21 protein-coding genes are annotated in these 25108 nt (G+C 70.9%); 3 read left to right on the top strand and 18 right to left on the bottom strand.

From position 1 onward, the window contains the following. Positions 1 to 162: 162 nt before the first annotated feature. The 4 genes from AC5L3X_RS01885 to AC5L3X_RS01870 are packed head-to-tail and all read right to left on the bottom strand — an operon-like array spanning position 163 to position 6079. Positions 163 to 1119 (bottom strand): LysR family transcriptional regulator, encoded by a 957-nt coding sequence (locus AC5L3X_RS01885; RefSeq protein ID WP_494854649.1) that lies wholly within the window; start codon positions 1117 to 1119, stop codon positions 163 to 165. After that, positions 1116 to 4235, bottom strand: coding sequence for a helicase HerA domain-containing protein (locus AC5L3X_RS01880; protein WP_494854647.1), 3120 nt, complete (start codon positions 4233 to 4235; stop codon positions 1116 to 1118). Before AC5L3X_RS01880 ends, AC5L3X_RS01885 begins: the two co-directional genes overlap by 4 nt. Then, entirely contained in the window at positions 4232 to 4942 is a 711-nt protein-coding gene (locus AC5L3X_RS01875) for a hypothetical protein (RefSeq protein WP_494854646.1), read from the bottom strand. Before AC5L3X_RS01875 ends, AC5L3X_RS01880 begins: the two co-directional genes overlap by 4 nt. A gap of 3 nt (positions 4943 to 4945) precedes the next feature. Continuing rightward, positions 4946 to 6079, bottom strand: a complete 1134-nt coding sequence (locus AC5L3X_RS01870; RefSeq protein ID WP_494854645.1) for an endonuclease domain-containing protein — start codon at positions 6077 to 6079, stop codon at positions 4946 to 4948. Between the two features lie 246 nt (positions 6080 to 6325). Between AC5L3X_RS01870 and AC5L3X_RS01865 the strand changes: the two genes are divergently transcribed. Then, positions 6326 to 7096: a SigB/SigF/SigG family RNA polymerase sigma factor gene (locus tag AC5L3X_RS01865; protein WP_189122116.1), complete on the top strand. Its 771-nt coding sequence runs from the start codon at positions 6326 to 6328 to the stop codon at positions 7094 to 7096. Between the two features lie 66 nt (positions 7097 to 7162). On the opposite strand, the gene AC5L3X_RS01860 is transcribed toward AC5L3X_RS01865, so the two are convergent. Together AC5L3X_RS01860 and AC5L3X_RS01855 are read right to left on the bottom strand one after the other, a co-directional pair. Beyond that, the gene (locus tag AC5L3X_RS01860; protein WP_494854643.1) at positions 7163 to 7747 is read right to left on the bottom strand and encodes a hemerythrin domain-containing protein; all 585 of its coding nucleotides are present in this window, start codon (positions 7745 to 7747) and stop codon (positions 7163 to 7165) included. Positions 7748 to 7822: 75 nt separating this feature from the next. Continuing rightward, positions 7823 to 9481, bottom strand: coding sequence for a catalase (locus AC5L3X_RS01855; RefSeq protein WP_494854642.1), 1659 nt, complete (start codon positions 9479 to 9481; stop codon positions 7823 to 7825). Positions 9482 to 9667: 186 nt separating this feature from the next. On the opposite strand from AC5L3X_RS01855, the gene AC5L3X_RS01850 reads away from it, so the two are divergent. Then, positions 9668 to 10849, top strand: a complete 1182-nt coding sequence (locus AC5L3X_RS01850) for a TerC family protein (RefSeq protein ID WP_494854640.1) — start codon at positions 9668 to 9670, stop codon at positions 10847 to 10849. 406 nt (positions 10850 to 11255) lie between these two features. On the opposite strand, the gene AC5L3X_RS01845 is transcribed toward AC5L3X_RS01850, so the two are convergent. The 9 genes from AC5L3X_RS01845 to AC5L3X_RS01805 all read right to left on the bottom strand — a co-directional run bounded on the left by AC5L3X_RS01845 (position 11256) and on the right by AC5L3X_RS01805 (position 20219). After that, positions 11256 to 11804 carry a hypothetical protein gene (locus AC5L3X_RS01845; protein WP_494854638.1) on the bottom strand — a complete coding sequence of 183 codons (549 nt, stop codon included), beginning with the start codon at positions 11802 to 11804 and terminating at the stop codon, positions 11256 to 11258. A gap of 10 nt (positions 11805 to 11814) precedes the next feature. Then, positions 11815 to 12906 (bottom strand): lytic polysaccharide monooxygenase auxiliary activity family 9 protein, encoded by a 1092-nt coding sequence (locus tag AC5L3X_RS01840; RefSeq protein WP_494854637.1) that lies wholly within the window; start codon positions 12904 to 12906, stop codon positions 11815 to 11817. A 181-nt stretch (positions 12907 to 13087) separates the two neighbouring features. Beyond that, positions 13088 to 13609: a pyridoxamine 5'-phosphate oxidase family protein gene (locus AC5L3X_RS01835; RefSeq protein WP_494854636.1), complete on the bottom strand. Its 522-nt coding sequence runs from the start codon at positions 13607 to 13609 to the stop codon at positions 13088 to 13090. A gap of 70 nt (positions 13610 to 13679) precedes the next feature. Continuing rightward, the gene (locus tag AC5L3X_RS01830) at positions 13680 to 14495 is read right to left on the bottom strand and encodes a ferredoxin reductase domain-containing protein (protein WP_494854634.1); all 816 of its coding nucleotides are present in this window, start codon (positions 14493 to 14495) and stop codon (positions 13680 to 13682) included. Positions 14496 to 14667: 172 nt separating this feature from the next. After that, positions 14668 to 16338, bottom strand: a complete 1671-nt coding sequence (locus AC5L3X_RS01825) for a CotH kinase family protein (protein ID WP_494854633.1) — start codon at positions 16336 to 16338, stop codon at positions 14668 to 14670. Between the two features lie 4 nt (positions 16339 to 16342). Then, positions 16343 to 17020: a DUF4956 domain-containing protein gene (locus AC5L3X_RS01820; RefSeq protein ID WP_494854632.1), complete on the bottom strand. Its 678-nt coding sequence runs from the start codon at positions 17018 to 17020 to the stop codon at positions 16343 to 16345. A 5-nt stretch (positions 17021 to 17025) separates the two neighbouring features. Then, positions 17026 to 17922: a polyphosphate polymerase domain-containing protein gene (locus AC5L3X_RS01815; protein ID WP_494854630.1), complete on the bottom strand. Its 897-nt coding sequence runs from the start codon at positions 17920 to 17922 to the stop codon at positions 17026 to 17028. A gap of 96 nt (positions 17923 to 18018) precedes the next feature. Beyond that, positions 18019 to 19485, bottom strand: a complete 1467-nt coding sequence (locus AC5L3X_RS01810) for a sensor histidine kinase (protein ID WP_494854629.1) — start codon at positions 19483 to 19485, stop codon at positions 18019 to 18021. Then, positions 19473 to 20219 carry a response regulator transcription factor gene (locus AC5L3X_RS01805; protein ID WP_494854628.1) on the bottom strand — a complete coding sequence of 249 codons (747 nt, stop codon included), beginning with the start codon at positions 20217 to 20219 and terminating at the stop codon, positions 19473 to 19475. Before AC5L3X_RS01805 ends, AC5L3X_RS01810 begins: the two co-directional genes overlap by 13 nt. 86 nt (positions 20220 to 20305) lie before the next feature. Between AC5L3X_RS01805 and AC5L3X_RS01800 the strand changes: the two genes are divergently transcribed. Continuing rightward, positions 20306 to 21514 (top strand): epoxide hydrolase family protein, encoded by a 1209-nt coding sequence (locus tag AC5L3X_RS01800; protein ID WP_494854953.1) that lies wholly within the window; start codon positions 20306 to 20308, stop codon positions 21512 to 21514. On the opposite strand, the gene AC5L3X_RS01795 is transcribed toward AC5L3X_RS01800, so the two are convergent. Genes AC5L3X_RS01795 through AC5L3X_RS01785 form a run of 3 tightly spaced genes read right to left on the bottom strand, consistent with a single transcriptional unit; the run spans position 21489 to position 25100 of the window. Continuing rightward, positions 21489 to 22814, bottom strand: coding sequence for a sulfate adenylyltransferase subunit 1 (locus tag AC5L3X_RS01795; RefSeq protein WP_494854627.1), 1326 nt, complete (start codon positions 22812 to 22814; stop codon positions 21489 to 21491). The genes AC5L3X_RS01800 and AC5L3X_RS01795 overlap by 26 nt on opposite strands. Continuing rightward, a complete protein-coding gene (cysD, locus tag AC5L3X_RS01790; protein WP_494854626.1) occupies positions 22815 to 23723 on the bottom strand; it encodes a sulfate adenylyltransferase subunit CysD in 909 nt (302 codons plus the stop codon). Between the two features lie 48 nt (positions 23724 to 23771). Beyond that, on the bottom strand, positions 23772 to 25100 hold the full coding sequence (locus tag AC5L3X_RS01785; protein ID WP_494854625.1) for an MFS transporter: 1329 nt from the start codon (positions 25098 to 25100) through the stop codon (positions 23772 to 23774). Positions 25101 to 25108 lie beyond the last annotated feature (8 nt).

Here is a 25108-nt window from a genome sequence, read left to right as displayed (position 1 = left end):
CCGACTCGTAAGGATCAACGATTTTATGAGGCGTCTGTAAATCGCTGTCAGATGGCATGTCGGGAAACGGGCGGATCCTGGCCGATGCATCCTGACCGATGCGCGGACGACGGTCGTCCCGAGTCGTGGGGGGCAGGTCCCAGGTGGCGGGACACGCCGAGGCTAGCTCCAGAGCGTGATGTGGATGGACGGGCGGAAGCGGCCGACGTTCACGCCCGGGCCGCGCAGCATGGCCTGGGTGGCGCGCGGGCTGGTGACGAACCTGACGAGTTCGGCCGCCGCCGGGGGAGCGCCGCGTTCGGCCAGCGTGAGCGTCACCCAGGTGCCGTCGAAGCGGAGTGACTGGCCGGTGACGCGGGTCAGCCGGCCGTTGGCCAGGTCCGGTCCCACCGCGAACGAGATCGCCGCCGCGACTCCGCTGCCGCGCTTGGCCTCCTCCAGCGCCGCCGCGTGGCTCTGGTAGATCTGCTGGTGCTCCTCCGGCACGTTGAGCCTGCGCAGCATGGTGGGCACGGCGCCGAGGTCGGTCGCGGCCGACGGGCCGAGCAGCCACATCTGCTCGCGCAACTGGTGAAAACCGACGTCGCGGCCGGCGAACGGGTGGTCGGGCCCGCAGACCACCACGATCTGATAGTTGAGGAACGGCTTGGAGACCAGGGAGCCGTCCACGTTGCCCGGGTTGGGGCCGATCGCCACGTCGACGGTCCGCGAGTGCAGCAGCGCGCCGAACTGCCTCGGGTCGTGCACGCTCAGCTCCACGTCCAGGTCGGCGGCCCGTCCGGCGAACAGCCCGATCAGTCCGGGCGCGGCGTGCTCGGCGAACAGGCTCGACGCGGCGACCCGCAGCAGTCTGCGGCCCTGGGCCGCCTGGCCGACCTCGATGATCGTGCGTTCCTGCAGGCTGAGCAGCTCTGCCGCGCGGCTGGCCAGCCGCAGCCCGCCGGGCGTGAACGCGAGCCCGGAGGCGGTCCTGGCGAACAGCCGGTCGCCGAACTCCTTGCGCAGCTGCCCGATGTGCAGGGAGACGGCGGCCTCGGAGACGTCGAGCTCCGCGGCGGCCAGCTTGACCGAGCCCAGACGCACCACGGCGGCGTACGCGCGCAGCTGGGTGGGGGTCATGACGCGGACGCCGCCGCTCTAGCGATGACCTCCTCGGTGGTGAGCGGGGTCTTGGGGTGGTGGCTCAGGCACATGGGGACCCGCGTCTTGACGAAGGCGCGACCCTCCGGCGCGAGGTAGAACTCACCGGAGGTCAAACGGGATATCTCGGGCACGCTTCCGCCTTTGGCCTGGGCCATCTCCTTGGCCGTGTTGATCTGGATCGGCGCGTTCAGCAGGCCGAAGAACTGGGTCGCGGCGTTGCCGGGGATCTGGTTGTGCAGCCCCTTGGGCGCCTGGGTGGCGAAGACGAGGCCGAGGCCGTACTTACGGGCCTGGGAGGCGAGCGCCAGCGTGCTGCGCAGGCAGGCGGTCGCGCCTCCGACGGCCGGGGCGAACGTCTGTGCCTCGTCCATCACGAACAGGCCGCCGAGCGGCCGGTCACCGGCGGGGTGCTTCTTGATCCAGGCGAACAGCGCCATCTGGAGCCGGCCGACGAAGCTCTGCCGCTGCTCGTCGGCCGGAAGCCCGGCCAGGCTGATCACCGAGACGCGGGCCCGCTTGCCCGGAGGCGGGGTGAGCAGCAGGCCGGGGTCCACCGGCTCGCCCTCGCCACCGAACAGCGGGTCGTTGTCCATCGCCGCCGTCAGCGACTGGGCCAGGCCGGCCGCGATGCGCGGGGCGTCGGCCAGCTCGCTCACGCCCTCGGGCAACTCGGACAGCAACGCGACCAGGCCCCTGAGGCGCGTCCCGCCGGAGCGGCCGTAGTGCTCGAGCGCCTTCCTGAGCACCGCCTGGCCGAGCTGCGCCTTGCCGGTGGAGGCGTTGAGCTTGATCCGGGGCACGATCGAGGCCATGGCCGCCTCCACGGCCTCGGCGAACTCGTCGGGATCGTCGGCCACGTCGGCGAAGTCGGGCAACGGGTGGAAGCTCAGCGGCCTTCCCGCCGCTCGTCTCGGGGTCCAGACGATCACGTCGGTGTTCGCCAGGTACTCGTCGGCCCGGCGCGCGTCGCCGTCCTCCCAGTGCGCCGGTGGCGCCGGCCACCTGTCGCCCAGCCGGGCCAGGTCGTTGTTCGGGTCGAGGACGATGGACGACACCCCTCGCAGGGCGCACTCCTCGATCAACCGCCGGATGAGCACCGTCTTGCCCGACCCGGAGCCGGCGAAGATCGCGGTGTGCTTCCTGAGTGCCTCCAGCTCGACACTCGCCGGCGCGCCGCCCTCCACGGCCCGCCCGACCACGATCCGCGCCTCCGCCTCCGCCCGTCCGAAGCCCGCCGATCCGGACTGAACGGGTTCGGGACGAGCGGGAACGGTCCATGGGGCGGAGAGGGCCTCGGTGAGGAAGGCGATCTGCCGGGTGGGCCGGCGGGAGACCAGCCAGGCGGCCAGGTGCGGCGGCCCGGCCGCGAGCAGCTCCTTGAGCACGGCCAGCTCCCGCAGGTCGTCGTCGCCCAGGGCCAGTGTCCGCCCGCCCGCGCGCTCGAACGCCTCGATGACCTCCCTGGTGCGAGGCCCCCTCGACCACGGGGTGTTCCGCAGCACGAACAACCGCCGCTTGGGGACCTCGGCGTCCAGCCCGGCGGCGACGGCCGCCTTGCGCACCCGGTTCAGCGCCGCGACGGCGTTCTCCGCGCCGACCGCGCGGAACCCCCAGTGCATCTCGTCCTCGGTGGCCTCGTCGAGGGTCCGGCGCAGCCGCGCGTGCAGGGGCGGCTTGGAGCTGGGCGGAGGGTCCTGGCTGAACTCGCGCCCCGCGTCGCCCTGCTCGGCGATCCAGGCCGACAGCCCGGCCGACAGCAGGGCGGGCATGATCGCGTCCTCGGTGGCCGAGTCCGGCACGGGCCGGGCCACGGCGTCGCGCAGCTTGGCGTACAGGGCGTCGATGTCGGCGAGCTCCGCGTCGGCGAGCTGGGCGACGTCGGTGGCAGGCGCCGCCGGGGCCGGGGTGGTGCGCCGGAAGCCGTCCAGCTCCCTGACCTCACCGTCGTTCAGGCAGGCCTGGACATGCCCGTCGATCCGGATGAGCAGCTGACGCGGGGTGAAGCCGGGGGCGTCCTCGAAGGCCGAGGGCCGCACCGGCCACGTCGGGTACGGCGGCTCGATCCCGGCCGCCTGGTACTGCACCTCGAACCGTCTGGCCACCAGCCGGCGTCCGGTCTCGGCGTCGGGGATGGTCATCAACGGCGCGGCCTGCCGGAAGCGGTCGCGGACCGTGTCGGTCGCCACCTTCTCGATGAGGGTCCACGTCGCGGGGATGCAGGACACGACGGTGAGGGTGCGGCGGGTGTATTCGCGCAGGGCCATCAGGCCGCCGGCGATCCGCTCGATCATGAGACGTTCGGCGGCGTCGTGGACCGTCGTGGGATCCGTCGACGTCAGCGACTGGGCCACCAGCGCGTCGATCTGGTCCACGGCGACGACCGTGGGGCCGGTGAGCGCGAGCAGGTGCGAGATGTCCCTGACGATCTCCTGCGGGGTCCGGTCGACCTGCCTGATGCCCCACCGCGCGCGCTCGCCCGGCTCGCCCTCGGGCACCGACGACAGGTACGCCTCGCCGAGGTCCTGCAGGCCGAGGTCGTCGGAGGCGTAGAGCACGAGCGCCCGCGCGGCGTCCTGGGCCAGGCTGCCGACCTTCCGGTCGAAGCGGCGGAGCGCGCCGACGAACGTTTCGAGTTCCTCCCGGGTGACGGACTTCTTTCCGGTCACCGCCCGTCGTACCATCCTCGGCACGTCCGCCACCGCCGCCAGACGGGACAGGAACACCTTGAGCTGGCTCTCCCCGTTCGCGTCCTCACGGGCGAGGCTGTCGAGGAGGGACACGACCATGCTCTCCCAGAAGCCCTTGGCGTCCAGCAGACCGGCCAGGACGAAGTAGCCCCCCTCCCGCTGCGTCCGCTCGCGCATCCAGCCGAGCAGGTGCGTCTTGCCCGCGCCGCGCTGGCCCTGCACGACCACGCCGATGGGGCTGGCGTCGGGCCGGCTCCCGGCCTCGGCCAGGCCGTCGAGCAGCACCTTCGTGGACGCGCCGTGCAGGCCCTCCACGTGGAAGTCCGAGTGCCGCCACACGTCGTCGGCGCCTTCGGTGTAGTTGAAGCTGAGTGCCTCCAGGGCGTCGGCGCCTGGGGCCGTCACGGCTTGCCGATCCAGAGCAGGTGCTTGTCCTGGTCTCCGATGATGACGGCCGCCTCCCGATCCTGCGCCGTGAGAGCCTTCTGGTTGGACTCGGGGACGAGGTTGACGTCGGCCAGCCGCTCCATCCGTACGAGGGTCTCGTCGACCCGCTGCCTCGGCGCGTCGCCCAGGAGCGGGCGGAGCCTCGTCAGGCTGACCCAGGCGCCGGGCTCGGCGGCCAGCTCGGCGTAGGCGGCGCGGACGCGCGCCTCCAGCTCGCCTGGCTCCTCGCCCGGGCCCTTCCCGCGCAGGACCTCCTCGGTCGGAACCTCACCGGTCGGAACCTCTCCGGCCGGAGCCTGTCCCGCCTCGACCTCGGCGGGCTGGAAGACGTCGGCGAGTCGCTGGTTGGTGCGCTCCAGGAAGGCGGGCAGCCAGCCGAGCAGCGCCCGTGCCAGCACCCCCGACGATCCGGTGAACGCCGGGACCCGGCCGGCGCGGAGGTCCTCGGCCAGGCGGGCCCAGCCGGAGTCGGTCAGCACGTGGACGAACGTGCGCCCCTGCTTCCAGCTGTCGACCAGTTTGAGCTCGTTGAGTCTGCGCCGTTTCGCACCGTCGATCGTCAGCCCGCAGCGCTCCTTGAGCTCGCTGTTGGAGATCTCACAGGCCTCCACGGCCAGCACGACCAGGGCGGAGAATTCGGGGAGCGACAGTGCGCGCTCTGACATCGGTCATCCTTCCGGTGTTCCACGGCGACGGCTGAGATACAGCTCGATCTGGCGGACCACGGCTTGCGGGTCGGTCAACACATGGGAATCGGTGAAGCGGAGTACGGCGTAACCGGCGAGCTGGAGGCGTACATCGCGCCGCCGGTCCTCGTCGAACGTGCGGGGGTGGCGGTGCTCCGGGCCGTCGATCTCGACGACGCACCGTTCGTCCTGCCACAGGAGGTCGACCCGCACCGGGGCGGCCAGGGGGTGCGGCCGGTAGGTCTGGTTCCAGGCCCGTCCGGCGGCCCACGCGTACCGCGCCAGCGCGGCCTCCAGCGCCTGCTCGCTCCGGCTCCCCGGATGCGGCCGCCCGGCCACCGCCGGATAACTCACGCGCGGCCGCCCCTCATCGCCGTCGAGTGGAGGTGTCATGTGCTGGATGCGCTTGGTGTCGAGTGGAGGTGTCATGTGCTGGACGCGGTCGGTGTCGAGTGGAGGTGTCATGTGCTGGACGCGGTCGGTGTCGAGTGGAGGTGTCACGTGCTGGACGCGGTCGGTGTCGAGTGGAGGTGTCACGTGCTGGACGCGGTCGGTGTCGAGTGGGGCGCCGGTCAGCCAGACACCCAGCTCGCCGCGCTGGGCGAGCCACTCGCAACCCGCGACGAGCACCTCCTGGCCGGCCGGTGAGAGCCCGGCTGGCACGTCGACCAGGAGTGCCGCGCGTGACCTGCCGAAGCTGGTGGCGATCACTCGGGCCAGCCCGGCGGCCCGCGTCTCGGGGGAGAACCCGCTGGGCGCGTCAGGCCGGCCGGCCAGCGCCAGCTCGGCCAGCTCGGCCAGGAACGGCCCGAAGTGGTCGCTGGCCGACGCCCGGCGCAGAGCCAGCGTGCGTACGGCGGCCATGCCCGCGCCTCCCGGCCCGTCGAGCCCTTCGGCGCCGGGCAGCCAGGCGGGGAACAACGCGACGGCGGTGCGCTGGAGCTCGCACAGCACGGCGGCGACGAAGCCGGTGGTGGAGCGCGCGTCGGCGGGCAGGTAGGTGACGAGCGCGGGGGCGTCGTCAGGCAGGGGGTCGGTCGCCAGCGCGACGGCCTCGGTGTCGGCACCGTCGAGCCATACTGGCCGGCCGACCGGTAACCGCGCCCACGACCGCACCGACTCGCCGCCTTCGACTGCCCGAACACCTCAGTCTTGGCGACGGTATACGGCCCGCCCGGGAAAGAGAAGCGGGACGGCCTGACATGCCCCCTCCGCTTCGCCGCCAAAGTCGGCGGAATATTCTGCGAGAAAGGGGTATATACCTATCGAAGTCCAGCAGAGGGCTTCGCCTCGAGAATGGGTGAGGCGTGCTTCTGCCTGGACTTTTCCTGCATGTGGCCGCCCGCTGAACAAGGAGCAGGTATGGCTGTCCAGGAACTCGTGCTCACCGAAATGACCGCCGAACAACTCCTCACCGAGATGGTCAACCCGGATACGCCCGAGAGCGCCCGCGAGCGGTTGCGTGAGCGGTTGGTGGAGATGCACGACCGGCTCGCGCACGAGATCGCCCGGCGCTACCGCTACCGGGGCGAGCCCATGGAGGATCTGCTCCAGGCCGCGTACGTGGGCCTGATGAAGGCGATCAACGGCTTCGACGCCTCCCTCGGCCACGAGTTCAGGGGATACGCGGTCGTCACCATGACGGGCGAGGTCAAGCGCCACTTCCGGGACCGCACCTGGGCCATCAGGGTGCCCCGCGTCTACCAGGAGCGCCGTTCCGAGCTCAACAAGCTCAGCTCCGACCTCTCCCAGGACCTCGGCCGGGCGCCGACCGTCGCCGAGCTGGCGGCCCGGATGAACATCTCGCAGGAGGACGTGCTGCTGACGCTCGACGCGTCGGCCGCCTACAGCACCCTGTCGCTCGACGCCCCGCTGGGCGGCCCCGACGACGACGCCACGCTCGGGGACGTCATCCCCGAGGAAGACCACTCGCTCAGCGTCCTGATCGACAAGCACGCCGTGAAACCGCTCATCGACTCCCTGCCCGCGCGGGAGAAGAAGATCCTCCTGCTGCGCTTCTACGGCAACATGACGCAGTCGGAGATCGCCGCGGAGTTCGGCATCTCGCAGATGCACGTCTCCCGCATCCTGCGCAACGTCCTCTCCCAACTGCGCGCCGGGCTGTCGGACTAGCGGCTGTCGGACCAGCGGCCAGTCGGACCAGCGGCTCGTCCGACCAGCGGCTGGTCCGACCAGTGGTCAGTCCTGCTCGGCCATCGCCTGGCGGATCAGGTCGCGAGCCCGGTCCATCATCGCGATGGGAGCGCCGAGCACCATGTTGGTCACCGCCGACTCGATCCCCGGATGGGGATGGGTCGGCGCCAGCGCGGCGGCGGCCTTGACCCAGGCCGCCAGCGCCCGGCGCTGGGCCACCGACGTGGTGGCGCGCAGCCTCGGGAACTCGACCCTCTCCTCGTTGCGGGCGTGCTCGGTGACGGCGGCGCGCAGTGCGGCGAGGCGCGTCTCGAATCCGCGGGCGTCCGGCCCCGTCCGGTCCAGGTCCCTCAGCAGCTCCTTGGCCTCCCTCTCCTCGGTCAGGCGCTCGTCGACGACCGCGTCGCCGTCATGGAGCACCAGCCGGGCGTAAGGGTGGACGATCTGCTCCTCGATGGTCTCGTGTACGGCCAGCAGCCGCACCAGGCGGGTGAACGACTCGTCCCGGTGGCCGGCGGACGCCCGCTCGACCTCGTCGAAGAGGTCCTGGATCATCACATGCTGGGCCACCAGCAGATCGACGACATCGGTCTCTTCCATGGTCTCCGGCATGACGGGGGACTCGGGCATGGTGTTCCTCTCGCGGGGTCGTCGAACGTGGCGGGCCCGCGCCGCCGGGCGCGACGGCCGGGCCCACGTGAGGAGCTATCCGGCGTGAGCGGCCCGCTCGTTGGGCACGCAGTGCGTCATCTTCAGGTCGCTGACGTCGCGCGGCCCGTTGGCGCCCAGGTTCGACAGGCGTGCCCGCTCCTCGTCGGTCAGGGTCTGCGTGTCGAGCGGCGGGAGGTCGGCGACGTCCTCGGGACGGATGCCGAGCCCCTCGCCGACGCGCAGGCCGAGGTCGTCCTCCACGAGCAGGAAGTGCCAGACCATCCGCTCCTGGACGCGCGGGTCGCACTGCTTGAGCGCGGTGATGAAGTTGTCCACCAGGTCGTCGCGCTCCCACTGCTCCATCAGCAGGTAGCGCTGACCCGCCTGGACGTAATCGTTGGTCCGCGGGATGCGCTTGCGGGTGAGCCGTCCGGAGATGACCGGGCCCTGCTCGTCCACGGTCGGGTAGTCGGCCTCGCGTAGCCCGTCGACCAGCGACGGCTCGTAGTTGATGTGCGGGCTCTCCCCTGCGGTGTCGACGAAGTAGGTCATCTGGCCGTCGCGCTGGTTGGTGCGTACCGGAGAGTTGCGCGCCTGGTTGATCGGCAACTGCAGGTAGTTGGGGCCGACCCGGTAGCGCTGGGTGTCGCTGTAGGAGAACGTCCGGCCGACCAGCATCTTGTCGTCGGAGAAGTCCAGGCCGTCGATGAGCACGCCGGTGCCGAAGGAGATCTGCTCGTTCTCGGCGAAGTTGTTGTCCACGTTGCGGTTGAGCACCATGCGGCCGACCGGCCGGGCCGGGAACTCGTTCTCGGGCCACACCTTGGTGTCGTCGAGCGGGTCGAAGTCCAGCTCGGGGTGCTCGTCGTCGCTCATGACCTGCACCAGCAGCTCCCACTCGGGGTAGTCGCCGCGGTCGATCGCCTCGTGCAGGTCTCTGGTCGCGTGCCCGAGGTCGTTCGCCTGTACGGCCGCCGCGTCGGCCTCGGTCATGCTGCGTACGCCCTGCTTGGGCATCCAGTGATACTTGACCAGGACCGTCTCGCCCTGCTGGTTGACCCATTTGTAGGTGTTGACGCCGAAGCCCTGCATGTGCCGGTAGTCAGCCGGGATGCCGCGCGGGCTGAACAGGTTGACCAGCATGTGCATGCTCTCGGGCGTCTGCGACATGAAGTCGAAGATCCGCGCGGGCTCCTGCCTGAAGGTCACCGGATCCGGCTTGAGCGCGTGGATGACGTCGGGGAACTTGATCGCGTCCCTGATGAAGAAGACGGCGAGGTTGTTGCCGACCAGGTCCCAGTTGCCGTCCTCGGTGTAGAACTTGATCGCGAAGCCGCGCGGGTCGCGGGCGGTCTCCGCCGAGTCGCGCCCGCCGATGACCGTGGAGAACCTGACCGCGACATCGGTGCGCTTGCCCTCCTCCTGGAAGATCTTCGCTCGGGTGTAGCGGCTGATCGGCTCGTCGCCGAGTCTGCCGTACGCCTCGAAGAAGCCGTGGCTGGTGACCCCGCGGGCATGGACCACGCGCTCGGGGATCCGCTCACGGTCGAAGTGGCTGATCTTCTCGAGGAACTGGTAGTTCTCGAGCGTCGCCGGCCCGCGCGCGCCCACGGTCCGCTGGTTCTGGTTGTCGTAGACCGGATGTCCCTGCCGGTTGGTCAGCACCTCGCGCTTGCCGCCCAGGTGGGATCCTGTGCTCGGATTGTCAGTCATGTCCCCGGTTTCCTCTCCCTCGATGGGCCTCTTCCCACCCGGTCATCAAGGTCCGATGCCCCGAGAGCAAAGAGTCATCCCCGATCCGGCCGGAGAGTGCGCGCTGCTTGAGGGGATGTTCGCCGGGTAACAGACGCGGAGCAAACCCGATCAAGGCGGGTCGCAGCCGAACCATGGAGTCGTGAAATGGACGTACCCGCTGTCGTCTGGTGGCTGACGGTCATCGGGATCGCCGGCCTGCTCGTGTTCGACTTCGTCTTCCACGTGCGCAAGGCGCACGCTCCGACACTCTCCGAGGCCGCGTGGTGGTCGGCCGGCTACGTGGGCGTCGCCCTGCTCTTCGGGGTCGGCGTGTGGTTCTTCGGCGACGCCGAGATGGGTGTTCAGTACTTCGCCGGTTACGTGACGGAGAAGGCGCTCTCGGTCGACAACCTGTTCGTCTTCCTCGTCATCATGTCGAGCTTCAAGGTGCCCCGGGCCTCCCAGCAGAAGGTGCTGCTCTTCGGCATCGTCTTCGCGCTGGTCGCCCGGACCGGGTTCATCTTCCTCGGCGCCGCGCTGATCAACACGTTCGCGTGGGTGTTCTACCTCTTCGGCCTCATCCTGCTGATCACCGCCGGCCAGCTGCTCAAGCCCGAGAGCGAGGAGGGCCACTCGTCGGACAACCTGGTCGTCCGCGTCGCCCGCAAGACGCTGCCCGCCTCCGACACCTACGACGGCGACAAGCTTTTCACGGTCGCCAACGGCAAGCGGGTCATGACCCCGATGCTGCTGGTCATGATCGCGATCGGCGGCACCGACCTGCTCTTCGCGCTCGACTCCATCCCGGCCATCTTCGGCCTGACCCAGAACGTCTACCTGGTCTTCACCGCCACCGCGTTCGCCCTGGTCGGGCTGCGCCAGCTGTACTTCCTCATCGACGGGCTGCTCGACCGGCTCATCTACCTGGCCATCGGGCTGGCCGCCATCCTCGCCTTCATCGGCGTGAAGCTGATCCTGCACGCCCTGCACGAGAACAACGTGCCGTTCATCAACGACGGCGAGCCGGTGAAGGTGGTCGAGATCAGCACCGGGCTGTCCCTCGCGGTCATCATCGGAGTCCTCGTCGTCACCGTGATCGCCTCCCTGGTCAGCGCCAAGGGACGCGCGCAGAACGCGGTGTCCTGCGCGCGCCGCCATGCCACCGAGTACCTGTACGTCGAACGCGACCCGGTCCGGCGCGAGGAGATCTTCCGCGACCTGCTCGCGGAGGAGGCCGCGATCCGCAAGCTGCCGGAGAAGTATCGGGCCAGGATCCGCGACGAGGACAAGCTGATGGACCTGCTCCGCAGGGCGCACGCCGAGCACGACTCGCCCGCGCCGGGCTGACGCCGTCCCTCGGTCGCGGCTCACCCGATGAGCAGCAGGTGGCCCAGGGAGTCACCGGCTGATCTGATCCGCGCGGCTGTCCCGAGCGGCTCCGGCCGGCTGAAAGTTTCATGTCGGAGGGCTGATGAGGCGTGCGGGAGGGGCCGTCAGGACGGCGTGCGTTGACATCCGCCACCGCGTGCCAAGACCCTGTTGGGAGCGCTCCCACACGTATGTCCCGTGAGGAGGTGACGCCGCCAACCGTCGTGCGACCGTTCCACGACACCATCCCGCCCGGGTGGCTGACGCGGCCGGTGGGGAGAACCCCTCCTCTCCCCGCCGGCCGCGTTCCGCGTGCCGGGTCCCGGCCTCCCGCCGCTCCACGGGCCGCCGCCTCGCATGTCGGTCAGCGGGTCGCCCGGATCCGTCAGCGGGTCGCCCGGACGAATCTCTCGCGGGCCGCCTCGATCGCGTCCTCGTCGCCGAAACCGCCGAACGCCTCGTCGTGATAGCGCTCGGGGATGAGCTCCCGGACCCGTTCCGGGTAACCGGCGCCGGACTGCGGCACCCGTACCCGGTCGGAGGTGCCCAGCCGGACGGCGATCGGGCCGGACGCGCGCACCGAGACCGACCATCCGGCGCCCGGGCCGGTGATCGCGCACATGTGGTGCGCGTAGACCCACGTCACCTCCGCCACCGTGCCGGCGTCGGCCGGGTCGGTGCCGAACACGTCCACCGCGCACACCACGCGCCCGGCGTCCGGCCCGAACTCGTGCCCGTGCTCGTGGTGCTCGGCTGGTGAGGCCCGCTCCAGCAGGGCCGTCACCCGGTCGGTGAGCCGCGCGCGCAGCTCCTGCCGCCCGGACAGGTGCAGGTGGACGACCAGCGCCGCCCCGGCGAGGACGGCCAGGGCCACGGCGGCGGCCACCACCGTCCTCGTCCGGCGCGGCGCCGGCCGGCGAACTTCCGTCGTCATGCGCCGACGCCTACGGGCTTGAGCAGGTCAGCGCGGGCGCGGGATCCGGAGCGGTGCCCGTGGCGTTGAACCCGAACGTGGTGGTCGAGTTCGCCGCGAGCTGCCCGTTGTACGCGGCGTTCTTGACCGTCACGGACGGCGGTTGCCCGGTCAGCACGCCGTTCCAGGGCGAGCCGTCGAACCCCTGGCCGCCACCGTACGTCCAGCGGACCGTCCAGCCGTTCAGCGTGCTCGCCCCCTGGTTGCGCACGGTCACCTCGGCCTGGAAGTGGCCCGGCCAGTTCGGGGTGGCGATGGTGCGCCAGGTGGCGGCGCACCCGCCGCCGGTGGGCGTCACCGTCGGGGTCGCGGTGGGTGTGACCGTGGGCGTGACGGTCGGGGTCGGCGAGGACGTGCCGCCCGGGCCGACGCCGGTGACCTCGCCGTTGCCGCCGTCGAAGACGACGTCGGAGCAGCTGTAGAAGTTCTCCTGGCTGTCGGCGCGGATCCAGTGGATGTAGATCATGTGTCGGCCGGTCTTCCCGGACGGCAGTTGGACGTTCCAGTAGTAGTAGTTGAGCCCGCCCGGCCCGCCGGACTGCGGCGGGTCGGTCACGCTGCCGAACGACTCCAGGTCGGACCACTTCAGCGGCCCGTTGGGGTTCCAGCCGTTCTTGGTGACGTAGTAGACGAACGAGCCCGGGTGCGAGGCCCAGTTGCTGTGCTTGACCTGGATGGTGGCGCCCGAGGTCAGGTGGGTCAGCGGCCAGTCGGAGCGGACCGCGTTGTAGGCGCTGAAGTCGTACGGCCCGCCGGTGCCGCCGCTGCAGAGCTGCCCGTCGGGGATGAACCCCGAGGTCCGGCCGCCGCCGTCGGAGCGCAGCACGGCGAACCAGTTGTACAGCGGAGTGGTGCCGCTCTGCGCGACGGCCGCCGCGCACGCGGGGTTGTAGGAGATGATCTGCCCGTTGTCCCGGAGCCCGTCCTGCCAGCACAGGAAGGTACGGGCGCCGGGGAACATCGTGACGCCGTGGGCCTGGGCCTGACGCGGGATCATCAGGGCGGTGGTGACCAGGGCCACGGCCAGCGCGGCCACGAGGGCCGCCGACCGGAAGAGTCTCATGGGGATTCCCTTGTTCGAACGACAGAGGAACCCGCCCACGACCTACCCGCCCGGCAGCAGTCGCGCGAACGCATTGAAACACGTACGAACCGGACCGGCAACGCGCGGTGAAACTTTCACCCGGATCCGCCCGTCGACCAGCCGGGCCCCGCCCATCGACCACCCCGGCCCGGCCGGTCGATCAGTCCTGGCGCCGCCCGTCGACCAGCCGGATCCCGCTGATCATCTCGATCTGGATGGAGATGACCTGGTCCATCTCGGGCTCGACCCAGGGCCTGAGCAGCTTCCGGTACCGGGTGACGGCGGCGGGCTCGGTGACGAGCCGGGCGGTGCCGGTGACGATGACGCTCCAGCCCACGTGCTCGACCGGATCCAGGTCCTCGGCCTCGTAGGCGACGACCGCGCCGCCCCGTACCGCCGAATGGGAGACGATGGCGGCCCCCAGATGGCTGCGGATGATCACCGCTTCCTCGTCGACGATGTGGTTCACCGGGCGGATCGCGGGCAGCGCCTGCTGGGTGAAGACGACCCGGCCCAGCGTGACGCTGCGGAGGAGGTCGAGGGACTCGCGCTCGGTCAGCTTCAGCGTGCGCCGCGGCGAGGGAGCCGTCGTGAGGGACTCCGCGGGGGAGGTCGCGGGGGAAGGCATGGTGTCTCCCGTCTCGTGATGCTGCTCCAGGCGGACGCCGGGCGGCGTGCTCATCTCGGCTCCAGGCGGCCGGCGGGGGGCGTGCTCATCTCGGCTCCAGCGGGCGCTCGGGGCCGTGCTCAACTCAGGCACCTTGCAGGATCCGGTCGTAGGCGAGGACCGGGCCGTCCAGGCAGGCCCGCAGCACGCCTCCGGAAGGGGCGAGCCGGCACCGGCCGCAGCGCCTGTTGCCGCACCGCAGGAACGAGTGGGCGGCCAGCTGGACCGATGCGGCGGGCAGCCCACGGTCGATCAGCGCCCGAGCGGTGTCGCAGGCCATCGGCCAGGGGCCGGCCACCAGGGCGATCGTGTTGCCGGGGTCGAGGTCCAGCTCGCCGGCGGCGGCGCTCATGTCCGATCCGGGCGACAGGCGCACCCCGTCCCGGCCGGCCAGGTCGCGCCACTCGGGCCGCGACAGCCAGCGCTCGCAGCCCCCGGCCCACATGCGGACGCTGCGGACGCCCCGCGCCTCGGCCTGCTCGACGAGCGGGCTCAGCAGGGCGACCCCGGTGTCCCAGCCGATGAGCACCAGGTCGCGACCGGTCACGGACTCCAGGTCCCAGCCGGCGCCCATCGGCCCCCTGACCTCGATCAGGTCGCCGACCACGCCCATGGTCTGCCCGCACGGCACGCGCAGCGTGGTCACCTGGACCACCGCGTCGCCGCACGCCTCCGTCAGGTCCGTCACGTCGACGGCGGGCACCTGCACCCCGCCCGCCAGGTCGAGCACCCAGTACTGCCCTGGCAGCGGCCGGGTGGCCGGTCGGTCCGCGCCGGCCTTGGGCGGGGACGCCGGTTCCAGGGACAGGGTCACCCGCCCCGGCCCGTCGGTCCGCCGCTCCACGACCCGGTGCGGCCGGGGAGCCGTCGCCCATCTCCGATCACGCTCGTCACCAGGCACGACAGCCTCCTCACGGCCCATATCCGAATGATTTTCAGCACAGCGCATCATCAGGGTTCCGGCTGGTTCCGGGGACGGCTAGGGCCGAAAGTCCCCTCTTCGTGTTCCCGGCCTTCGTGTCCTCGGCCTTCGTGTTCGGGTTCGTGCCCGCAGGCGCGGGTGACGGGTGACCCTAGGAGCCGGTGATCGTCTTGTCGGCTCCCAGGGCCTTGGCACGGGTCTGGAGGGTGGTGCGCAGGGCGGTGGCCTCCTTCGTGGCGTTCGCGGTGTCGGCCCGCTCGTTCAGTCCGTAGGAGTCGAGCACGCCGTTCAGCAGCTTCAGCGCCGTCCCGTTCTCCAGCAGCTTCGCGTACAGGTCCCGGTACTGCTTCTCGTACGACTGCTTGAACGCCGGAGTCGCCAGGAACCTGTCCTTCAGCGCATGACCCATCCGCATGCCACCCGGCCGCTCACCGCCGGGCTGCCGCTGCCCTTCGCCGGACGTCCGTGCGGTGGGCTGTCGCTGTTGCCGGTCGGGCGTCCGCGTCGTGGACTGTTGCTGATCGGGCGTCTGGGGCGTGGGCTGCTGTCCGTCCGGTCGGCGCCCGCCGAACCCCATGCCGATCGTGTCGTGCGGCCCGGCCTCGGCGTCGCCGCCGAAGACCAGATTGAGGTCCCAGCTGATCACCTGGAACTTCCGGGAGTCGAGGTCGTACCAGAGGTAGTAGTTGCGCCCCGGCCCGGACATGTCGTCGAAGTTCAGCATCAGGTTCTGCAGGACGAGGTAGCGGGCGAACGACTCGACGTCCAGCCGGTCGGCGAGCCCGGCGGCGAACTCCTCGTCCGACGCCTGCTCCACCCACTTGACCAGGCCGATCACCGGCTGGAGATCCTGGTCGCCCTTCCGGTTGACCTGCTTGAAGTCCTCGGTGTACTCGGTCTGGTCCTCGCCCTTGTACGAGAAGTCGCTGGACGCCAGAGACTTGTAGAGCACGCCCGTGCCCAGCCGGGAGGCGTAGTCCTCGTCCAGATACTCCACCAGCAGCCGGGGCGCGGTGGTGCGGCCGTTGACCTCGAAGGCGCTGTAGGCGAACCGCTGCGTCGGCTCGCCGGCGGCGTCGACGAGCGAGATGGCGAGCGATTCGTTGAGCAGCGTCGTCGACCGCATCGCGCCGGGGCGGACGGCGATCTGCGAGTGGCCCTGGTAGCGGCGGCCCTCCACGAACTCGTCGAAGCTGATCAGCCACGGCAGCGTCTCGGGCTCCTCCGCCTTCAACGACCCGCCGGGCCCGCCGGGAAATCCGCCCCCTCCGGGCGGCTGATCCTGGCCCTGCGGCCGGCCGTTCCCGGGTGGCTGAAAGCCCTCCGGCGGTTGGAAGCCCTCCGGGGGTTGGAAGCCCTCCGGAGGTTGGCCGCCGTCGAGTCGCCGGCCGCCGCCGGGCATGCCGCGCTGGCGGGTCTGGCCGTTCCAGCTCAGCCCGCTCAACGTCGAGTTGCCCTTGAGGCGGATCCCGACGCTCGGGATGGTGGTCCCGTCGATGGTCAGGTCGGCTTCGACGTACTTCTTGTCACCGTCCTTGAAGTACTCCTGGAGCATGTCCTGGTAGCTCTCGTCGCGGAAGGTCAGCTTCACCTCGTGGGGCACGGAGGTGTCGAAGAGCTCCTTGGCCCCGGTGACGTTCTGGGTGACGGTGTCGGCCGAGGCCGTCTGGACGCGGGTGACATACGGGCGGATCGTCCCGGTTCCGAAGACTCCCGCGCAGACGGCGAGGAACGTCAGGCAGGCCGCCACGAGTTTCCAGTGCTGCCGGAGCCTGATCGGGACGCGGTGCCGCAGCCGGCGACGGTTGGTGGTCTGGTCCACGACGCTACAGGTCCGTCTGGTCGTATCCGGTCAGCACGGTGACCGACTGACCGCTGTTGCGCTCGCGCAGGGCGGCGATCAGGTCGGCGGGCTCGCCACCCTTCTTGATCTTGACCGTGTACATCAGCTCGGTCAGCGCCCCGGCCCTGATCGACTCCATGCTGACCAGCTCGAACTCGTCGGTGTGCCGGACGAGTACGTCCTGGATCGCGGGGGTGTGGTCGCCGTCCGACGGCACCTGCACCTTGACCACCTGGCGCCGCACGTTGAGCGCGAACCAGTTGAACCGGTTCATGACCAGGATGATCAGCGAGATCGCCACGGCGGCGACCACGGCCAGCAGATAGAAGCGGGTGCCCACGGCCATGCCGATCGCCATCACCAGGAAGATGAACCCGACGTCCCTGGTCTCCTTGATGGCGTTGCGGAAGCGCACCACCGACAGCGCGCCGACCAGCGCGAAGGCGCGGGCGATGTTGGATCCGACGACCAGCATGATCAGCGAGATGAGCATGCCCAGGACGACCAGCGTCTGCACGTACGACTGGCTGTAGGACACGTTGCGGTGCGTCGCCCGGTAGACCCAGCCGATCATGGCGCTGAGCACGAAGGACAGCGTCATCGCGATGGCGATGTCCGCCACGCTGAACGTGCCGGAAAGGTCCTGGAAGGTGAAGTCCATGGGGGTCAGGCCTCCGTCGAAGTGATCGACCGGTCGAAGCCGAGGTCGAGGTCGTGGTCCGGAATGTGGAAGATCGACCGTGGCGCCCGTCCGTGGGCCTCCACGCTCTGGCAGTACTTGGACACCCGCACCACCTGCAGGTTCCGCTTGGCGGTCAGGTCGGTGAGCCAGTAGGGGACCCGCTCGTTCGCCTTGACCTCCATGATCGCCTTTCTGGGCGGGACGATGAACCGGTTCTGGGCGTCGGCGCCCAGGTGGAAGTCCCGGTCCCGGCCGCGGACGCGCTGGTCGAAGGTGACCCGCAACCCCACGTCGGCCTCCCGTCCCACGTAGGCGTGGCGCTGGTAGCCGGTCATCGCGGTGGCGCGCAGGTCGAGCCGGCAGACCAGGTCGAGGACCTCCTCCAGGAAGCCGCGCGTGGAGGGGTCGTGCTCGACCGGCTCGCGCCCGTCGCACAGCCGCAGCGCGTCGTGGTACGGCAGGCGTACCCGTCGTTTCTGGGTGACCCGGTTGACCCGCTGCTTGATCTCGACGAAGACAGGGGTGTCGGGGCCCACCGCGAACCGGTCGCCGTAGTGCCGGATCCGCAGCTTCCTGCGGAACCTGAGGCCCTCGATCTTCTCCCAGTAGAACCGCAGCTGCCGGGTGTCGTAGTAGACGCTCCAGATGCCGTAGCCCTGGTCGCCGCTGTGCTTGTCGCGGTCGAGAACCTGCTCCAACTCCTCCCGGAGCTCGCCCACCAGGGCCGCGTCGACCAGGTACTTGATCTCGTAACGGTTGAAGGCGTGCAGCTTGCTCGGTGCGCGCAGCGCGTGCCCGAGCTCGCCGGTGGCGGGGGAGGGCGCGCGCTGCCCGGCGGGCTCACCTGCGGCAGCGGCACGATTGCGGAGTCTTCGCAGCATGACTCTCCTTCCTTGACGGAAGGCATTTGACAGCAACAACCTGGGAATAATGTGTGAACGGCTCACAAATCGGTGCTCACCCGACGGTGTACGGGCTCAGCCCGCCGTCGGCCCGGCGACGGGCAGGATGACGCGGAAGGCGGTGCCGCGGCCCGGCTCGCTGCGCGCCTCGACGCGGCCCTCGTGTGCCTCCACCAGGGCGGCCGCGATGGCCAGCCCCAGGCCGGTGCCACCGCTCTCGCGAGACCGGCCGGCCTCGGCCCGGTAGAACCGGTCGAACACGTGAGGCAGGTGCTCGGGCTCGATGCCCGGCCCGTCGTCCCGCACCTCGACGAACGCGGCCCGTCCGGCCGGGGCGATCAGCGTGCCGGCGGAGGTGACGCCCGGCTCCGGAGGTCCGGGCGCGGTGAGGTGCCCGACCGTCACTCGTACGGCCGTGCCCGGCGGCGTGTGGGCCAGGGCGTTGGCGACCAGGTTGGCGACGACCTGGTGGAGGCGGTGCTCGTCCCCGACCACGCGCACCGGGTCGTCGGCCGGCGCCAGCTCGATCTCCCGATCCGGCTCGGGGATCCGCGCGTCGTGCACCACGTCTCCGGCGATGACGCGCAGGTCCACGTCGCTCAGGTCGAGGGCGCGCTCCTGGTCGAGCCGGGCGAGCAGCATCAGATCGTCCACCAGCACGCCCATCCGCTCGGCCGCGCCCTCGATGCGCCCCAGGATGCGCGCCACCGCCGGGTCCCGTTCGCCCCGGCCGTGCCGGTACAGCTCGGCGAACCCGCGGATGGAGGTGAGCGGGGTGCGCAGCTCGTGTGAGGCGTCGGCCAGGAAGCGGCGCAACCGCAGCTCGGAGTCCTCCCGCCGGCGCAGCGCGTCACCCAGGCGTTCGAGCATGACGTTGAGCGCGTGACCCAGCCGGCCGGTCTCGGTCCGCGGGTCACTGTCGGGCACCCGGCGATCGAGGTCGCCGGCGGCGATCGCGGTGGCGGTCTGCTCCATCCGGGTCAGCGGGCGCAGGCCCAGCCGTACCACGGCGAGCGCCACGACCCCGAGCAGGACCAGGATCAGCGCCCCTGTCGCCACCTCGATCAGCAGCAGTTGCCGGACGGTGCTCTGGGTGGCCTCCAGCGACATGGACACCGCCACCCGGTCGCCGTTCGGCGAGCGCACCACCAGCGTGCGCCAGTCGGCCGCCTCCGTCCTGGCGGGGACGGTGACGGGCCGCGCCGGCACCGTGGCGATCGCCTCGGCGGGAATCGCGGGGCCATCGGCCGAACCGGGCGGCACATCGCGCAGGAGGGTTCCGGACGGATCGTAGAAGGCGACCCTGAACTGGGTGGGCAGCTCGACACTGCCTTCGCGGGGCCGCGGCGCGGGTGGCGGAGGCCGGCCCGCGCGGAAGGTGGCGGAGATCTCGTACAGCTGGGTGTCCACGCGCGAGATCAGCGACCGCTCCAGCAGCAGCACCCCGGCGCCGGCGAACACCGTCAGCGCGGCCGCCGACAACCCCAGCAGGGCCGCCAGCAACCGGTGCCGCAACGGCCACGGCCTGCCTACCGTCGCCACCCGGCTCCCCCCTGACCGGGCCCCCGCAGGCAGTAGCCCACGCCGCGCAGCGTGTGGATCAGCGGCGGCCCCTCGACGTCGATCTTGCGGCGCAGATAGCTGATGTAGGACTCGACGATCCTGCTGTCGGCGTCGACGTCGTGGTCCCAGACCCGGTCGAGGATCTGCGCCTTGCTCACGACCCGGTCAGCGTTGATCATCAGGTAGCGCAGCAGGGCGAACTCCGTAGGCGACAGATGGATGCGCCGCCCCGCCCGCCGCACCGCGTGGGCCTCCTCGTCGAGCTCCAGGTCGGCGTAGCGCAGCAGACCGTCGTCGCGGAACTCCTCCTGGGCGCCGGTGCGGCGCAGGATGGCCCGGATGCGCAGCACGACCTCCTCCAGGCTGAACGGCTTGGTGACGTAGTCGTCGCCTCCCGCGGTCAGCCCGGCGATCCGGTCGGCCACCGTGTCACGGGCGGTGAGGAACAACACCGGCGGCCCGCCGCCGTCCGGCCGCAGCCGCTGCGCCACCGCGAACCCGTTGAGATCGGGCAGCATCACGTCCAGCAGGACGAGGTCGGGCCGCTCCTCGGCCACGCTCTCCAGCGCCCGCCGCCCGGTCGCCGCGGTGCGCACCCCGAACCCGTTCAGCTCCAGGGCGTCGCGCAGCAGCTCGCGGATGCCCGGTTCGTCGTCGACCACGAGCACCAGCGGACTCTCGGCGGGCCTCGGCCACGGGGTGGAGTCGTTCATCGGAGTCGTTCTACCTGATGTCGCTGTGAATACGATGAGAGTTCTTCGCTGCCTGATCACGACAGGGAGGCGCCTCGTTGACCGCCGTGACGCCGTTCAGGGTCGAAGTGCCCGACGCCGACCTGGAAGACCTGCGCGCGCGGCTGCGTCGTACGCGATGGCCTGAGCCGGAGACGGTGACGGGCTGGGAGCAGGGGGTGCCGCTAGCCTACCTACGCGATCTGTGTGCTTACTGGGCCGACGGCTACTCCTGGCGCGCGGCGGAGGCCCGGCTCAACTCCTTCGCCCAGTTCCGCACCGAGCTCGACGGGCTCGGCATCCACTTCCTGCACGTCCGCTCGCCGCACGAGGGGGCGTTGCCGCTCCTCATGACCCACGGCTGGCCCGGCTCGGTCCTGGAGTTCCTCGACGTGCTCGGGCCGCTGACCGATCCCACCGCGCACGGCGGTGCCGCCGCCGACGCGTTCCACGTGGTCTGCCCCTCGCTGCCGGGCTACGGCTTCAGCGACCGCCCGGCCGAGCCGGGCTGGGGCGTCGAGCGCATCGCCGACGCGTGGATCACGCTGATGTCCCGGCTCGGCTACCAGAGGTACGCCGCGCAGGGCCACGACTGGGGCACCAGCATCAGCACCCTCGTCGCCCAGCGCGACCCGCGCCACGTGACGGGCATCCACCTCGTCCCGCCGCTCGCGCCACCCGACCCCGCGACCTTCGACGACCTGACCGAGGAGGAGCGGGGCGCGCTCGCCGCGCTGGAACACGCCAAGGAGTGGGAGGACGGCTACTCCGTCCAGCAGGCGACCCGCCCGCAGACGATCGGCTACGGGCTGGTCGACTCCCCGGCGGCGCTGTGCGCGTGGCTCGTGGAGAAGTTCCGGTCGTGGTCCGACCGGGAGAGCGCGCTCGGCCGCGACGAGTCGCCGGACCACCCGGAGAGCGTGATCAGCCGCGACGAGCTGTTGGACAACGTCACCCTCTACTGGCTGACCGGCACCGGCGCGTCGGCCGCCCGCCTCTACTGGGAGAGCATCCGGCGGATCGGTGAGTGGATGACCGAGTCGACGGGCGAGACGGTCGACGTTCCCACGGGCTGCTCGGTCTTCCCCGGCGAGGTGCCCCGCCCGTCGCGGCGCTGGGCGGCCAGGCGCTACACCGACATCCGCTACTGGAACGAGCCCGCCAGGGGCGGCCACTTCGCCGCGCTGGAGCAGCCCGAACTGTTCGTGGACGAGGTGCGCGCCTGCTTCCGTGCCCTCGGCCGCTCCGGGATCAGCGGCCGGAGCGGGGGCCGATGATCATGCCGGCTCCGACGGTGCCGTTGGTCGCCTCGTCGATGAGGATGAACGCGCCGGTCAGCCGGTTGCGGCCGTAGTCGTCCACGAACAGCGGCCGGGTGACCCGCAGGCTGATCCGGCCCACCTCGTTGAGGTCCAGGACGTCGGCCTGCTCGTCGCGGTGCAGGGTGTTGACGTCGAGGCGGTAGCGCAGCTCCCCGACCACGGCCTTGGCGGTGTTGGTCGTGTGCTTGACGACCAGCTTCATCCGAGGCGAGAGCGGCCGGTCGGCCGTCAGCCAGCACACCATGGCCTCCAGATCCTGGGCGGTGTCCGGCCGGTTGTTCGGCCGGGCGATCATGTCGCCGCGCGAGATGTCGATGTCGTCGGCCAGCCGCAGCGTCACCGACATCGGCGGGAACGCCTCGGGCACCGGGCCGTCCGGGCCGTCGATGTGGGTGACCGTGGTGGTCAGCCCCGAGCCCAGGTGCACCACCTCGTCGCCCGGCCGCAGCACGCCGCCGGCGACCTGGCCGGCGTAGCCGCGATAGTCGTGCAGCCCGGGGTCGTCCGACTTGTGCGGGCGGATCACGTACTGGACGGGGAAGCGCACGTCGATCAGGTTGCGGTCGGACACGATGTGCACGTGCTCCAGGTGGTGCAGCAGCGACGGCCCGTCGTACCACGGCATGTTCACGCTGCGCTCGACCACGTTGTCGCCGTGCAGCGCGGAGATCGGCACGAAGGTCAGGTCGCCGATGTCCAGCCGGGTGGCGAACGCGGTGAACTCGTCCCTGATCCGTTCGTAGACGGCCTCGTCATAGCCGACCAGGTCCATCTTGTTGACGGCGACGACCAGGTGCGGGACCCGGAGCAGCGTGGCCAGGAACGCGTGGCGGCGCGACTGCTCCAGCACGCCCTTGCGCGCGTCGACCAGGATGATCGCCAGATCGGCGCTGGAGGCGCCGGTGACCATGTTGCGGGTGTACTGGATGTGCCCGGGCGTGTCGGCGATGACGAACGAGCGGCGCGGGGTGGCGAAGTAGCGGTAGGCCACGTCGATGGTGATGCCCTGCTCGCGTTCGGCGCGCAGGCCGTCGGTGAGCAACGCCAGGTCGGCGTACTCCTCACCGCGTTCGGCGCTGGTCCGCTCGACGGCCGCGAGCTGGTCCTCGAAGATCGACTTTGAGTCGTACAGCAGCCGGCCGATCAGCGTGGACTTGCCGTCGTCGACCGAGCCGGCCGTCGCCAGCCGCAGGATGCCCGCGCTCCTGGGGCCGCTCTTGGAGATGTTCTCGGGGATGTTCTCGGGGGTGTTCATCTAGAAGTAGCCCTCCTTCTTGCGGTCCTCCATCGCGGCCTCGCCGCGGTCGTCGGCGCGGGTCTGCCCGCGCTCGCTGACCCGGGTCAGCTGGATCTCCTCGATCACCTCGGCCAGGGTGGCGGCGCTCGACATGACCGCGCCGGTGCACGACGCGTCGCCGACCGTGCGGTAGCGGACCGTCGCCTCGAACGCGGGCTCGTCGTCGTCCCGGTGCGCGTACGGGTTGTCGTCCAGCAGCATCCCGTCCCGCTCGAACACGGTCCGGGGATGGGCGAAGTAGATCAACGGGATCTCCAGCCCGTCGCGGCGGATGTACTCCCAGACGTCCAGCTCGGTCCAGTTCGACAGCGGGAACACCCTTACGTGCTCGGCCGGGTGGATCCGGGTGTTGAACAGGTTCCACAGCTCGGGCCGCTGGTTCTTGGGGTCCCACTGGCCGAACTCGTCGCGGAACGACACCACTCGTTCCTTGGCGCGGGCCTTCTCCTCGTCGCGCCGCGCGCCGCCGAACGCCGCGTCGAACCGGTGCGACTCGATCGCGTCCAGCAGCGTGATCGTCTGCAGCCGGTTGCGGGAGGCCCGCCGGCCCGTCTCCTCGGTCACCCTGCCCTGGTCGATGCTCTCCTGGACCGACGCGACGACCAGCCGGACCCCCAGCTCGGCCACCCGGCGGTCGCGGAACGCGAGCACCTCGGGAAAGTTGTGCCCGGTGTCGACGTGCATGATCGGGCACGGGATCGGAGCGGGCCGGAAGGCCTTCTCCACCAGCCGCAGCAGCACGACGCTGTCCTTGCCGCCGGAGAACAGCAGGACCGGCCGTTCGAACTCGGCCACGATCTCCCGGATGATCTGGATCGATTCGGCCTCCAGGACCTCCAGCTGCGAAAGCAGATGGGTGGTGCGCATGGGGTGCTCCCATCGGTGGGGGACGGTCGGTCGGTTCAGGCGGTCGGTTCAGGCGGTCGCGCGGGACGCGTTCCGTGGCCGGATCACGTACGCGATGACGGAGGCGACGGCGGCGGCCAGCGCGATCAGCGTCAGCCCGACGGGCAGCCCGAAGGCGTCGGACAGCAGGCCGATGGCGGGCGGCGCGGCCAGGATGCCGCAGTAGCCGAGCGTCGCGGCGAGGGCGATCCCGCTGGGCCCGCCCGCGACACCGGCCTGGGCCATGGCGACGGGGAAGATGTTGGCCAGGCCGATCCCGGTCGCGACGATGCCGACGAACACCAGCGGCAGCGACTGGGTCATCGCGGCCAGCAGGGTTCCCGCGCACGCGATCAGGCCGCCGGCCACTACGACGAGGGTCGGCCCGAGCCGCTCCAGCAGCCTGACGCCGGACAGCCGCATGAACCCCATGGTGAGCTGGAGCGCGGCGTAGCCGGCTGCCGCGGCTCCGGGGCTGCCGGCCAGGTCCTCCCGGATGTGCAGCGGCATCCAGCCGTCCAGAGCGCCCTGGCTGAACGCGGCGCACAGGCCGATCAGCCCGAACACCACCACGGCCACCCCGATCCGGCGCCCGCCCGTGCCCGCCGGCGCGGCCGCGACCCCGGCCCGCTCCGCTTCCGGGCCACCCCCGCGACCGGCGCTCACGCCTTCGGGAGCGCCGGTCGCGGGGGCGCCGTCCTGGGTGCTCGCCGGACTGGCCTGCCCGTCTTTCGCGTCCGCGCTCGGCAGCGGGTACGCCATCAGCATCCGCCCCAGGATCACGGTGGCGAGCAGCCCGGCCGGCACCATCAGCAGCATGTGCTGGGTCGGCGACAGGTACGGCGCGAGCAGCCCGCCGAGCGCCGCGCCGCCGAGGCTGCCGAAGCTGTTGGCCGCGTGGAAACCGGGCATGACAGGCCGGCCCAGGGCGGCGATCAGGTCGACCGCCACGCTGTTCACCGCCACGTCGATGCCGCCGTACGCGACGCCGAAGATGATCAGCACGAGCCCGAGCCCGACGGCGGAGTCGGTGAGGGTCGGGGGCACCACGCTGACGCAGAGCAGCGCGGCGGTCGCGATCGTGACCCGGCGGCTGCCGAAGCGCCGGCAGAGCGCGCCGGTCGCCAGCATGGTGAGCACCGCCGCGCCGGTCATGCAGAGCATCGCCAGGCCGAGCGGCCCAGGGGAGGCGCCGATCTGCTCCTTGATCGCGGGGATGCGGACCGCCCACCCGGCGAACAGGAAGCCGGCCAGGGCGAAGAACAGGGTGACCGCGACCCGTAACCGGACGAGCGCGGCGGGGGACAGTTCCCGGTCCGGGTGGTCGGACCCCGTCTGGAAACCCTTGATCAAGGACACGGGAGTCT

The organism is Nonomuraea sp. CX421, assembly GCF_059358955.1.
This window is presented reverse-complemented; position numbering and strand designations above follow the sequence as displayed.